The 12043-nt window shown below is 59.3% G+C and carries 11 protein-coding genes; 2 read left to right on the plus strand and 9 right to left on the minus strand.

Features of this window, described 5'->3' with window-relative positions:
- Positions 1 to 476 precede the first annotated feature (476 nt).
- From ACMYUN_RS25075 to ACMYUN_RS25110, 8 genes are all read right to left on the minus strand, one after another.
- Positions 477 to 1238: a secretin N-terminal domain-containing protein gene (locus ACMYUN_RS25075; RefSeq protein WP_024013416.1), complete on the minus strand. Its 762-nt coding sequence runs from the start codon at positions 1236 to 1238 to the stop codon at positions 477 to 479.
- A 233-nt stretch (positions 1239 to 1471) separates the two neighbouring features.
- A complete protein-coding gene (locus tag ACMYUN_RS25080) occupies positions 1472 to 1897 on the minus strand; it encodes a GNAT family N-acetyltransferase (protein ID WP_016775275.1) in 426 nt (141 codons plus the stop codon).
- A complete protein-coding gene (locus tag ACMYUN_RS25085) occupies positions 1890 to 3059 on the minus strand; it encodes a cupin domain-containing protein (protein ID WP_016775274.1) in 1170 nt (389 codons plus the stop codon). The genes ACMYUN_RS25080 and ACMYUN_RS25085 overlap by 8 nt, the downstream gene beginning before the upstream one ends.
- An 86-nt stretch (positions 3060 to 3145) precedes the next feature.
- Positions 3146 to 4516 carry an adenylosuccinate lyase gene (purB, locus tag ACMYUN_RS25090; RefSeq protein WP_415762079.1) on the minus strand — a complete coding sequence of 457 codons (1371 nt, stop codon included), beginning with the start codon at positions 4514 to 4516 and terminating at the stop codon, positions 3146 to 3148.
- A gap of 126 nt (positions 4517 to 4642) precedes the next feature.
- Complete coding sequence (gene hflD / locus ACMYUN_RS25095) at positions 4643 to 5266, minus strand: high frequency lysogenization protein HflD (RefSeq protein WP_039763308.1); 624 nt, start codon at positions 5264 to 5266, stop codon at positions 4643 to 4645.
- The gene (mnmA, locus tag ACMYUN_RS25100; protein WP_415762080.1) at positions 5263 to 6387 is read right to left on the minus strand and encodes a tRNA 2-thiouridine(34) synthase MnmA; all 1125 of its coding nucleotides are present in this window, start codon (positions 6385 to 6387) and stop codon (positions 5263 to 5265) included. The genes hflD and mnmA overlap by 4 nt, the downstream gene beginning before the upstream one ends.
- A gap of 59 nt (positions 6388 to 6446) precedes the next feature.
- The gene (locus ACMYUN_RS25105) at positions 6447 to 6893 is read right to left on the minus strand and encodes an NUDIX hydrolase (RefSeq protein ID WP_039763306.1); all 447 of its coding nucleotides are present in this window, start codon (positions 6891 to 6893) and stop codon (positions 6447 to 6449) included.
- Between the two features lie 203 nt (positions 6894 to 7096).
- Positions 7097 to 9322: an NADP-dependent isocitrate dehydrogenase gene (locus ACMYUN_RS25110; protein WP_071172899.1), complete on the minus strand. Its 2226-nt coding sequence runs from the start codon at positions 9320 to 9322 to the stop codon at positions 7097 to 7099.
- 481 nt (positions 9323 to 9803) lie between these two features.
- Between ACMYUN_RS25110 and icd the strand changes: the two genes are divergently transcribed.
- Positions 9804 to 11060: an NADP-dependent isocitrate dehydrogenase gene (gene icd / locus ACMYUN_RS25115; protein ID WP_415762081.1), complete on the plus strand. Its 1257-nt coding sequence runs from the start codon at positions 9804 to 9806 to the stop codon at positions 11058 to 11060.
- A gap of 73 nt (positions 11061 to 11133) precedes the next feature.
- Here the strand turns inward: icd and cspD are convergent, their stop codons facing one another.
- Positions 11134 to 11421 (minus strand): cold shock domain-containing protein CspD, encoded by a 288-nt coding sequence (gene cspD / locus ACMYUN_RS25120; RefSeq protein WP_415762082.1) that lies wholly within the window; start codon positions 11419 to 11421, stop codon positions 11134 to 11136.
- A gap of 224 nt (positions 11422 to 11645) precedes the next feature.
- On the opposite strand from cspD, the gene clpS reads away from it, so the two are divergent.
- A complete protein-coding gene (gene clpS, locus ACMYUN_RS25125; RefSeq protein WP_011334948.1) occupies positions 11646 to 12029 on the plus strand; it encodes an ATP-dependent Clp protease adapter ClpS in 384 nt (127 codons plus the stop codon).
- Positions 12030 to 12043: the final 14 nt, after the last annotated feature.

Genomic DNA, 12043 nt, shown 5'->3' on the forward strand with positions numbered 1-12043 from the left:
GGAGATAAACCTCGTCGCGTCTTTTATGAAAAGTTGTTCTGCGGTGGAAAATTCCTGCGCTCGCTGACCAAAAGCTTAGGTGGTCAAGTCGGATTCGGCGGGGTAGGCGACGGGATGAACGATGGGCTCGAGGGGAAAGTGAGCAGGTAGTGGCGGACTGCGGGGCGCATGCGGGCGTCGTGGGCCTTTATACGGACAACAGCGTGAAGCCGGGTTACCTAAATACGCTTCCGTCCCTCGGGACAACTTCGTTCCAGTCGGCAACCTCGTCAAACACGCCTTGTGGGCGGTACAGACACGAAGCGGTTCGCGGGGTAGGTGCGAACGGCGCTTCGAAGGCCCTTGCCAGGGCCTCTGATTAGCGGGAGCGAGGCCATCATGCCTTCGCTTTTTTTTCGCGTCAAACGTTTTGTAGTGCTTTTTTTCAAGCACTACATCTTTCGTCTAATACGACTAATCAGTCAGTTTTCGGTGCTTTAGTCCAGCGTATCGACTTTCACCCGCAAGGTCATGTCATCGCGGCCTTGAGTCGAGTAGCTGCGGGTCAGGCCCTGTTTGTCGGCCTGAGTCTGGCTATTAACGCCCGCCAGAGTGATCCACTCACCGAGGCGTCCGGTGACGGTTGTGTCGGTGCTTTGCACGTTCACTACATCGGGACGTTCCTGGCTCATGCGGTCACGGTTGGTACTGATTGCCAGGTGGACGGTCTCGCCGGTGACGCTGGCGGTGACGTAGAAGCCCTGGGTGACGTTGCGGTATTGGGTCTCGCTGCTGTAGCCACCGTAGGAGTCGCTTTGGGTGTTGGTGATCGGCACGCTCTGGCCAACCTGAATCAGCGCAGGAGTGCCTTCGCTGGTCTGCACTTGCTGAACGCCACCGTTGCGGCTGGTGGTGCTGCGGCTGATGATCCGGGTCTGGTTCGGTTGAGCGCCGTTGACTGAATAACCTTCGTCGCCACGGCCATTGTTTTCGTTGGTGTCGACGGTGATCAGCAGGCGCTTGGGCGCGGTATCGAGTTGCGCCAGCAGATCCTTCAGCTCTTGAATTTTGCCCGGCTCGGCCTTGACGATCAGTTGGTTGCCGTAAGCGCTGACCTGGCCGTCCTGGCCGATGAAGTCCTGCGCCACCGGCAGCATGTCAGCGCTGGTGTGGTATTTGAGGGGGACGATTTCTGTGGCTGCCAGCACCGAAAAACTGCAGCCGAGCAGCAGGGTGGTGAGCAGGGTGCGTAGGGACATGTCCGTTATCTCCGCGTTCGAAAGGCTTGATATTGCCAGTTTGTCGGCCCGGGGTGGGGCAAGTTGAATCGTAGATAGAAAAACGCCCCGGCATCGGTGGATGGCGGGGCGTGATCGTTCCCACGCTCTGCGTGGGAATGCAGCCAGTGACGCTCTGCGTCACATGCCGCAAGGGACGCGGAGCGTCCCGAGAGGCATTCCCACGCAGAGCATGGGAGCGATCAGGGCGGGGCTCAGGCCGAATGCCGAACCATGTCGACATGCGGAATCCCGGCCTCGAGAAACTCCTCGCTGACCAGACTGAAACCCAGGCGCTCGTAGAACGCCGTGGCTTGCACCTGAGCGCTGAGCTTCTGTTGCTTCAAACCGCGCGCTTCAGCTTCGGCAATCACCGCTTGCATCAGCGCATCACCGACCTTCATGCCACGCCAGTCTTTGAGCACCGAAACCCGGCCGATGTGGCCGTCGGGCAGCAGTCGGGCCGTGCCGATCGGGAAGTCGCCTTCGAACGCCAGGAAATGCACGGCAGTCGCGTCATCGGCGTCCCACTCAAGCTCGGGTGGCACCGATTGTTCGGCGATGAACACCGTTTCACGAATGCGCCGGATCTCGGCGATATCCTTCTGCCAGTCAGCGACACGAACGCGAATTTTATTCATCAGCGAACCCCAGGCTCCCTTGCTTGACCAGCTCGCAGAGCAGGCTGCGGCCGTCTTCATCGCTCAGCCACTCACCGAGGTTGTCGGCGTGCAGGGCGTCAGCGGCGCAGATCAGCTTCAGCAGTTCGCGCAGCTTGCCCGGCAGGTAACGGCTCTGGCCGCTGGCGAACAGCAGCAGATCGTCGTCGACTTCCGACCAGGCCAGACGTGCGCTCGGGTTGCGAATCAGTACGGCGCCGTCCTGCAGGGCGGCGAGGAAGTCTTCTTCTTCGACGTCTTCCGGGCCGACTACCAGTTCCGGGTAGCGCGGCTCGGTCATGTACTGGCCGAACCAGGTCAGCAGCAGGCGCTCGTCGCTCATGTGCTCGGCGAGCAGGCTTTTCAGGCGATCCAGTGCATCGTGTTGAATCTGGTGCGGATCGACCGCCGGCTTGGCGTCGGCATCGGTGTAGCGCTCTTCGTCGGTCAGGAACTGGCTGAGGAAGTCGGTGAAGTGGGTCAGCACTTCAGCGGCGCTTGGCGCGCGGAAACCGACCGAGTAAGTCATGCAGTTGTCGACCGCGACACCGCAATGGGCCAGACGTGGTGGCAGGTAGAGCATGTCCCCCGGCTCCAGCACCCATTCTTCGGTCTCGTGGAATTCGGCAAGGATGCGCAGGTCGGCATGTTGCAGCAGCGGGCTCTCGGAATCGCACATCTGGCCGATTTTCCAGTTGCGCTTGCCGTGGCCCTGCAGCAGGAACACGTCGTAGTTGTCGAAGTGCGGACCGACGCTGCCACCCGGGGCGGCGAAGCTGATCATCACGTCGTCGACGCGCCAGCTCGGCAGGAAGCGGAAGTTTTCCAGCAGTTCGCTGACTTCCGGCACGAACTGATCAACCGCCTGCACCAGCAGGGTCCACTCTTTCTCTGGCAATTTGCTGAACTCGTCTTCGGCGAACGGGCCGCGACGCAGTTCCCAGGGACGCTCGCCGTGTTCGATGACCAGGCGCGATTCGACTTCTTCTTCCAGGGCCAGGCCGGCCAGTTCGTCGGCGTCGATCGGGCTTTCGAAGTCAGGAATTGCCTGACGGATCAGCAGCGGTTTTTTCTGCCAGTAGTCACGCAGGAACTCGCGTGCAGTGAGGCCGCCCAGAAGTTGAAGAGGAATATCGGAATTCATATGTAACCTATTGAAAAAAAGCACTTTTCAGACGGGAATAAAAACGCCCGGCGCGGCCGGGCGTCTCAAACGGGGCAAACGGTCGATCAGATGCGTTTGGCTTGTGCCACAGCGTTGCCGATGTAGTTGGCCGGGGTCAGTTGCTTGAGCTCGGCTTTGGCTTGCGCTGGCATGTCCAGGCCATCGATGAAAGTCTGCAGCGCTTCAGGGCTGATGCCCTTGCCACGGGTCAGTTCTTTCAGCTTTTCGTACGGGTTTTCGATGTTGTAGCGACGCATCACGGTCTGGATCGGCTCGGCCAGGACTTCCCAGCAAGCGTCGAGGTCAGCGGCAATCTTCTGCTCGTTGAGTTCGAGTTTGCTGATGCCTTTGAGGCTGGCTTCGTAGGCGATCACACTGTGGGCGAAGCCGACGCCGAGGTTGCGCAGTACGGTGGAGTCGGTGAGGTCGCGCTGCCAGCGGGAAATCGGCAGTTTGCTCGCCAGGTGCTGGAACAATGCGTTGGCGATACCCAAGTTGCCTTCGGAGTTTTCGAAGTCGATCGGGTTGACCTTGTGCGGCATGGTCGACGAACCGATTTCGCCAGCGATCGTGCGCTGCTTGAAATAACCCAGGGAGATATAGCCCCAGATGTCGCGGTCGAAGTCGATCAGGATGGTGTTGAAGCGTGCAATGGCGTCGAACAGCTCGGCGATGTAGTCGTGCGGTTCGATCTGCGTGGTGTACGGGTTGAAGCCCAGGCCCAGCTCGTCTTCGATGAAGGCGCGGGCATTGGCTTCCCAGTCGATCTGCGGGTAGGCCGACAGGTGCGCGTTGTAGTTGCCGACGGCGCCGTTGATCTTGCCCAGCAGCGGTACGGCAGCGACCTGAGCGATCTGGCGCTCGAGACGGTAAACCACGTTCGCCAGCTCTTTACCCAAAGTGGTTGGCGAAGCTGGCTGACCGTGGGTGCGCGACAGCATTGGCACGTCGGCAAAACGGATGGCCAGTTCGCGGATGGCGTTGGCAGTCTGGCGCATCAGCGGCAGCATCACGTCGTCACGGCCTTCGCGCAGCATCAGGGCGTGGGACAGGTTGTTGATGTCTTCGCTGGTGCAGGCAAAGTGGATGAATTCGCTGACCTTGGCCAGCTCCGGCAGCTTGGCCGCCTGCTCTTTGAGCAGGTATTCGATCGCTTTGACGTCGTGGTTGGTGGTGCGCTCGATCTCTTTGACGCGCTCGGCGTGCTCCAGCGAGAAGTTTTCAGCCAGTTCGTTGAGAACGGCGTTGGCCTCGGCGGAGAAGGCCGGTACTTCAGGGACACCAGCGTGGGCGGCCAGGCGCTGAAGCCAGCGCACTTCAACCAGAACGCGGGCACGGATCAGGCCGTACTCGCTGAAAATCGGGCGCAGGGCCTGGGTTTTGCCGGCATAGCGGCCGTCAACAGGGGAAACCGCAGTGAGCGAAGAGAGCTGCATGGGGTGTTCTCGGACAGTCGGGCAACGAAATGGGGCGCGTATCATACATGAAAAAATCCGCCGGTCCGTCGCCAACTGACCGGCGTATTACGCGTTACAGACTACAAAGCCTTCATGACGCGGCGTTTACTCGCTGCGCATCAACGGATAAAGCTCTTTGAGTAACTTGCGGCGGCTGATCACCAACTGCCAGCGATGACCCCCGAGCTGACGCCACAGGCGCGCCGAACGGATACCCGCGAGCAGCAGGGCGCGGATCTTCGAGGCGTTGCTCGGCTGCTGCAGGTTGCGCATGTCGCCGTGCACCTGAATGCGTTGGCGCAGGGTGCTCAACGTGTCCTGATACAACGCACCGCAAGCGGCGACGACGTTTTCATGAGCCGGGCCAAAATGCTCCACCTGTGACTGAATCTGCGGCAGGCGCTTGGCAATCGTCTCGAGCATGTCGTCACGCTTGGCCAGCTGTCGCTCCAAGCCGAGCATCGACAGGGCGTAGCGCAATGGCTCGCGCTGCAGAGTGCTCGGGTCGCGCTCCAGTGCGCCAATCAGCGCGCGATAGCCTTCGCGCAGATTGATGTCATCGCCGCCGTACACGTCCAGCGTGTCTTTCGGATCACGCACCAGCAGGCTGCCGAGCATGCAGCTCAGGCCGGCCTCGTTGGTCTGGCCGGTCTTGGCGATGCGGTCGACCAGCACGGCGGCGAGAAACACACCACCCAGCGCTGTCAGTTGCTCCTGAGTCGGGCTCATGCCTGGCCGCTCCACGGCTCGGCTACTTCGATCACGCCGCCGCCGAGGCAGATTTCACCGTCATAGAAAACGACCGACTGGCCCGGCGTCACCGCGCGTTGCGGTTCGTCGAACACGGCGCGATAACCGCTGGCGGTTTTTTCCAGGGTGCAGGCCTGATCGCTCTGGCGATAACGCACTTTCGCCGTCAGGCGCAGCGGTTGGCTCAGGTCGATCGGGTTGACCCAGTAGATTTCCGACGCGAGCAGGGCGCTGGAGAACAGCCACGGATGGTTGTTGCCTTGGCCGACGATCAGCTCGTTGGTTTCCAGATCCTTGCGCAGCACGTACCACGGCTCATCGCCGGCATCTTTCAAACCGCCGATGCCGAGGCCCTGGCGCTGGCCGATGGTGTGGTACATCAAGCCGTGGTGACGGCCGATGACTTCGCCTTCGGTGGTCTTGATCTCACCCGGTTGTGCCGGCAGGTATTGCTTGAGGAAATCGCTGAAGCGGCGCTCGCCGATGAAGCAGATCCCGGTGGAATCCTTCTTCTTGGCGGTGGCCAGTTCGTACTTCTCGGCAATCGCGCGGACTTCAGGCTTTTCCAGCTCGCCGACCGGGAACAGGGTCTTGGCGATCTGTTCGCCGCCGACGGCGTGCAGGAAGTAGCTCTGATCCTTGTTCGGATCGAGGCCCTTGAGCAGTTCGGTGCGGCCATCGATGTCGCGGCGGCGCACGTAGTGGCCGGTGGCGATCAGGTCAGCGCCGAGCATCATCGCGTAGTCGAGGAACGCTTTGAACTTGATCTCGCGGTTACACAGGATGTCCGGGTTTGGTGTGCGTCCGGCCTTGTATTCGGCGAGGAAGTGCTCGAACACATTGTCCCAGTACTCGGCCGCGAAGTTGGCGGTGTGCAGCTTGATGCCAATCTTGTCGCAGACAGCCTGAGCATCCGCCAGGTCGTCCATGGCGGTGCAGTATTCCGTTCCGTCGTCTTCTTCCCAGTTCTTCATGAACAGGCCTTCCACTTCATAGCCCTGCTCGATCAGCAGAAGGGCGGAAACGGAAGAGTCCACGCCGCCGGACATGCCGACAATGACGCGCTTCTTGGATGTGTCAGAAGGGGCTGGATCACGCATAGGGATTCAATGAGTGTCTTGGAAAAGGGCGCGATTCTATCAGGCTCGCGGCCGCAAGGCTAAAGAGAAGGGCGGATCAGTTCGAGGCTGAAGTGATGACCGGCCAGATAATCGTCGATGCAACGGATGATCAGCTCGCTGCGCCAGTTGTCGCGCTGGGCGACTAATTCGTCGCGGGTCAGCCACTTGGCGCCGACGATGCCGTCGTCGAGTTGGTAATCCGGGTGATGCTGCACGGCTTTGGCGCTGAAGCATATGCGCTGGTAAGTCACGCCGTTGCTCGGCGCGGTATACAGATAAATGCCGATCACGCCGGTGGGTTCGACGTCCCAACCGGTTTCTTCGAGGGTTTCGCGAATCGCCGCGTCGATCAGGGTTTCATCCGGATCGAGATGCCCGGCGGGCTGGTTGAGCACATTGCGCCCGCCCTTGTGCTCTTCAACCATCAGAAAACGGCCGTTGTCCTCGACGATGGTGGCGACGGTGATGTGGGGGAGCCATTCCATAAAACCTTCCTCAATCTGTTGGTTAAACCCCAATCCCTGTGGGAGCTGGCTTGCCAGCGATAGCGGTGGTTCAGTCACCATCCATGCTGGATGATAAACTGCCATCGCTGGCAAGCCAGCTCCCACAAAGTTTTGTGGTGATCACAAAACCCGGAAACACAAACCCCGGCACAAGGCCGGGGTCTGTTTACCGCATTACAACCTTAAACCAGCGCAGCGATCGCCGCGTTGAAGGTTGCGCTTGGGCGCATGGCCTTGCTGATCAGCTCGGCGTCGGCGTGGTAGTAACCACCGATGTCGACTGGCTTGCCCTGAACGGCGTTGAGTTCGGCAACGATGGTTGCTTCGTTCTCGGTCAGGGTTTTCGCCAGCGTCGCGAACTGCGCTTGCAGTGCCGCGTCTTCAGTCTGGGCCGCCAGGGCCTGAGCCCAGTACATCGCCAGGTAGAAGTGGCTGCCGCGGTTGTCGATATTGCCGACTTTACGCGATGGCGACTTGTTGTTGTCGAGGAACTGCCCGGTGGCCTGGTCCAGGGTTTTCGACAGCACCAGCGCTTTCGGGTTGTTGTAGTTCACGCCCAGATGCTCAAGGGAAGCGGCGAGGGCGAGGAATTCACCCAGCGAATCCCAGCGCAGGAAGTTCTCTTCAACCAGTTGCTGCACGTGCTTCGGCGCCGAACCGCCAGCGCCGGTTTCGAACAGACCACCGCCGTTCATCAGCGGCACGATCGACAGCATCTTGGCGCTGGTGCCCAGTTCCATGATCGGGAACAGGTCGGTCAGGTAGTCGCGCAGTACGTTGCCGGTCACCGAAATGGTGTCCTTGCCTTCGCGGGTGCGCTGCAGGGTGTACTTCATCGCATCGACCGGCGCCATGATCTGGATGTCCAGACCGCTGGTGTCGTGATCCTTCAGGTACGCCTGAACCTTCTCGATCACTACGCCATCGTGGGCGCGCATCGGGTCGAGCCAGAAGATCGCCGGCGTGCTGCTCGCGCGAGCACGGTTGACGGCCAGTTTGACCCAGTCCTGGATCGGCGCGTCTTTGGTCTGGCACATGCGGAAGATATCGCCGGCTTCGACAGCCTGCTCCATCAGCAGCTTGCCTTTGCTGTCGGTGACGCGAACAACGCCGTCTGCCTTGATCTGGAAAGTCTTGTCGTGGGAACCGTACTCTTCGGCTTTCTTCGCCATCAGACCGACGTTCGGCACGCTGCCCATGGTGGTCGGGTCGAAAGCGCCGTTGGCTTTGCAATCTTCGATCACGGCCTGGTAGATGGTCGCGTAGCAGCGATCCGGGATCACCGCCTTGGTGTCGTGCAGCTGGCCGTCGGTGCCCCACATCTTGCCGGAGTCACGGATCATCGCTGGCATCGAGGCGTCGACGATGACGTCGCTCGGCACGTGCAGGTTGGTGATGCCCTTGTCGGAGTTGACCATCGCCAGCGACGGACGAACGGCGTAGACCGCGGCGATATCGGCTTCGATCTGCGCTTGCTGCTCGGCCGGGAGGGCCTTGATGCGCGCGTACAGATCGCCGATGCCGTTGTTCAGGTTGAAGCCGATCTGGTTCAGCACGTCAGCGTGCTTGGTCAGTGCGTCTTTATAGAACTCGGCAACGATCTGGCCGAACATGATCGGGTCGGAGACCTTCATCATGGTCGCTTTCAAGTGCACCGAGAGCAGCACGCCCTGGGCCTTGGCACTTTCGATTTCGGCAGCGATGAACGCACGCAGGGCGTTTTTGCTCATCACGGCGCAGTCGAGGATCTCGCCAGCCTGAACGGTGGTTTTTTCTTTCAGAACGGTGGCAGCACCGTCTTTGGCGATCAGTTCGATCTTCACAGCGTCAGCGGCGTCGATCAGGACAGCTTTTTCGCTGCCGTAGAAATCGCCGGTGCTCATGTGCGCAACGTGGGACTTGGAGTCTTTGGCCCAGGCGCCCATTTTGTGCGGGTGCTTGCGTGCGTAGTTCTTCACCGACAGCGGAGCGCGGCGGTCGGAGTTGCCTTCACGCAGAACCGGGTTCACGGCGCTGCCCTTGACCTTGTCGTAACGCGCCTTGGCGTCTTTGTCGGCGTCGCTGGTCACGGTTTCCGGGTAGTCCGGCAGGTTGTAGCCCTGCGCCTGCAGCTCTTTGATCGCGGCTTGCAGTTGCGGCACCGAAGCACTGATGTTCGGCAGCTTGATGATGTTGGCTTCAGGCGTAACGGCCAGGTCGCCCAGTTCGGCGAGGTGGTCGGCTACGGCTTTGTCGCCCAGTTGCTCGGGGAAGCTTGCCAGGATGCGCGCTGCAAGAGAGATATCGCGGGTTTCCACGGCGATATCGGCCGAGGCGGTGTAAGCCTCGATGATCGGCAGCAGGGAATAGGTGGCGAGGGCAGGAGCTTCGTCGGTGAAGGTATAGATGATCTTCGAGCGGGTGGGCATATTCGGATTAACTCTCTCTTCTTTGCTAAAGCGTGCGCAGAAACTCGAGGGGCGCCGGGTAAGCGCGTTCGTTCAAAGTCATCCATGAACCGAATGTCGAGATTCTTCGCGGTGATGTTGGGTGCATCAGTAGAGCGTCAAGCAGTCAGGCTGCGGTAACAACCCGACCAATCAGGCGGAAAGTCTCGTGCTAGAGAGGCCAGCCGTCGTGACCCTGTGGTCAGCGGGCGGCATTATACATAGGTAGCTGGCAATCTGCCGATGGTTCATATGCAACGATTCTCGTCCATTGGTCTAAAGGTCGCAGGGCGGCATCGGGCAAGGACTCGTTACGAATGCTGGAGTTTGGCGCTTTTCCCTTTGCTTTCAGGCTTGTACGAAACGAGATGTACACGGCGGCGGAACATAGGGTTTGCGTGTTGATACAACTGGGTTACGCTCGAAGCAAGCCAGGTGTTCAATCCAAACAATGGAGTTCAGCATGGGTTACAAGAAGATTCAGGTTCCAGCCGTCGGTGACAAAATCACTGTCAATGCAGACCATTCTCTCAATGTTCCTGATAACCCGATCATCCCCTTCATCGAAGGTGACGGTATTGGTGTCGACATCAGTCCGGTGATGATCAAGGTTGTCGATGCTGCTGTTGAAAAGGCCTACGGCGGCAAGCGCAAGATTTCCTGGATGGAAGTCTACGCCGGCGAAAAAGCCACTCAGGTTTATGACCAGGACACCTGGCTGCCGCAGGAAACCCTCGACGCAGTCAAGGATTACGTGGTTTCCATCAAAGGCCCGCTGACCACCCCGGTCGGTGGCGGCATCCGCTCGCTGAACGTGGCCCTGCGTCAGCAGCTCGACCTGTACGTCTGCCTGCGCCCGGTGCGCTGGTTCGAAGGCGTGCCGAGCCCGGTGAAAAAACCCGGCGACGTCGACATGACCATTTTCCGCGAGAACTCCGAAGACATCTACGCCGGTATCGAGTGGAAGGCCGGTTCGCCGGAAGCCACCAAGGTCATCAAATTCCTTAAAGAAGAAATGGGCGTCACCAAGATCCGTTTCGACGAAAACTGCGGCATCGGCGTCAAGCCGGTATCGCGCGAAGGGACCAAGCGTCTGGCGCGTAAAGCCCTGCAATACGTGGTCGACAATGATCGCGACTCGCTGACCATCGTGCACAAAGGCAACATCATGAAGTTCACCGAGGGTGCCTTCAAGGAATGGGCCTATGAAGTGGCGGCCGAAGAATTCGGCGCGACCCTGCTCGACGGCGGTCCGTGGATGCAGTTCAAGAACCCGAAAACCGGCAAGAACGTTGTGGTCAAGGACGCTATCGCCGACGCCATGCTCCAGCAGATCCTGCTGCGTCCGTCCGAATACGATGTGATCGCTACGCTCAACCTCAACGGTGACTATCTGTCCGATGCCCTGGCGGCAGAAGTCGGTGGTATCGGTATTGCGCCGGGCGCCAACCTCTCCGATACCGTGGCGATGTTCGAAGCGACCCACGGTACCGCGCCAAAATATGCCGGCAAGGACCAGGTCAACCCGGGCTCGCTGATTCTCTCGGCAGAGATGATGTTGCGTCATATGGGCTGGACCGAAGCGGCGGACCTGATCATCAAGGGTACCAACGGTGCGATCAGCGCGAAGACTGTTACTTATGATTTCGAGCGTTTGATGGATGGGGCCAAGCTGGTTTCGTCTTCGGGGTTCGGCGATGCGTTGATTTCGCATATGTAAAACGCGGACAACCAAAAAAACCGCCTGAATTTTCAGGCGTTTTTTTTGTGGCTGATGTTCAGGTGGAAATCAGTCAGCTCATCGCTTTGGCCGTGGCAGCGGCGGCCGCAGCAGCGGCGCCGACTGCACCGCCGACAGCCGGGTCGGGCGCTGCAATGACGATGTTGTGAATTTCGATTGCATGCAGGCCCTTTGGCCCTTGGATGATGTCAAATTTCACGGCTTGCCCGGCCTTAAGGGTCTTATATCCATCCATCTTGATCGCCGTGTAATGCGCAAACAGGTCTTCCGACTTGTCATCCTCAATGATGAAGCCGTACCCCTTGGCATTGTTGAACCATTTCACCTTGCCGACAGCCATGCTCAAATCCCTCTGCAACAGACTCCATCGCTGGAGTATCATCCACGACATCCGCAATCGAATTCGATAAAAGAATTGACTCCGCGGATCTTTTTTACCCACTGTGGGCTCTATTGGTTGTAACACCGTTTTCCCGATAGTCAAGGTGACCGGGCAGTCGTAGTTGAAAACGTGTGCAACCGCCCCCACCACTGTATTCGCACAACTGACGAACCTTTTTTTCCATGCATGCAATCAGCCAGATTCGACTAACATTCAATCAGGATCGCCCGCTTCTCCAAAAGGATCTTCCACAGGAGCACGACGACGATTCGGCAGGCGTTGCTGTTCAGGAAGCAAAGCCCGCGTTACAGGCGCCGCCGATGTACAAGGTGGTTTTGTTCAACGATGACTACACACCGATGGATTTCGTCGTCGAAGTGCTCGAGGTGTTTTTTAACCTGAATCGCGAGCTGGCGACCAAGGTCATGCTGGCCGTCCATACAGAAGGCCGGGCAGTATGTGGAGTGTTTACCCGCGACATCGCCGAGACAAAGGCCATGCAGGTCAACCAGTACGCCAGGGAAAGCCAGCATCCGCTACTCTGTGAAATCGAGAAGGACGGTTAATCGCCGACCACTTG

It is taken from the genome of Pseudomonas sp. CP4, from assembly GCF_047758505.1.
Taxonomy (GTDB): domain Bacteria; phylum Pseudomonadota; class Gammaproteobacteria; order Pseudomonadales; family Pseudomonadaceae; genus Aquipseudomonas; species Aquipseudomonas fluorescens_AO.

Coding starts and splice junctions, on each gene's coding strand:
- ACMYUN_RS25080 (WP_016775275.1), bottom strand. CDS start 1,897: ATGAATAAAATTCGCGTTCGTGTCGCTGACTGGCAGAAGGATATCGCC.
- clpS (WP_011334948.1), top strand. CDS start 11,646: ATGCATGCAATCAGCCAGATTCGACTAACATTCAATCAGGATCGCCCG.
- hflD (WP_039763308.1), bottom strand. CDS start 5,266: ATGAGCCCGACTCAGGAGCAACTGACAGCGCTGGGTGGTGTGTTTCTC.
- ACMYUN_RS25105 (WP_039763306.1), bottom strand. CDS start 6,893: ATGGAATGGCTCCCCCACATCACCGTCGCCACCATCGTCGAGGACAAC.
- purB (WP_415762079.1), bottom strand. CDS start 4,516: ATGCAGCTCTCTTCGCTCACTGCGGTTTCCCCTGTTGACGGCCGCTAT.
- ACMYUN_RS25075 (WP_024013416.1), bottom strand. CDS start 1,238: ATGTCCCTACGCACCCTGCTCACCACCCTGCTGCTCGGCTGCAGTTTT.
- cspD (WP_415762082.1), bottom strand. CDS start 11,421: ATGGCTGTCGGCAAGGTGAAATGGTTCAACAATGCCAAGGGGTACGGC.
- icd (WP_415762081.1), top strand. CDS start 9,804: ATGGGTTACAAGAAGATTCAGGTTCCAGCCGTCGGTGACAAAATCACT.
- ACMYUN_RS25085 (WP_016775274.1), bottom strand. CDS start 3,059: ATGAATTCCGATATTCCTCTTCAACTTCTGGGCGGCCTCACTGCACGC.
- ACMYUN_RS25110 (WP_071172899.1), bottom strand. CDS start 9,322: ATGCCCACCCGCTCGAAGATCATCTATACCTTCACCGACGAAGCTCCT.
- mnmA (WP_415762080.1), bottom strand. CDS start 6,387: ATGCGTGATCCAGCCCCTTCTGACACATCCAAGAAGCGCGTCATTGTC.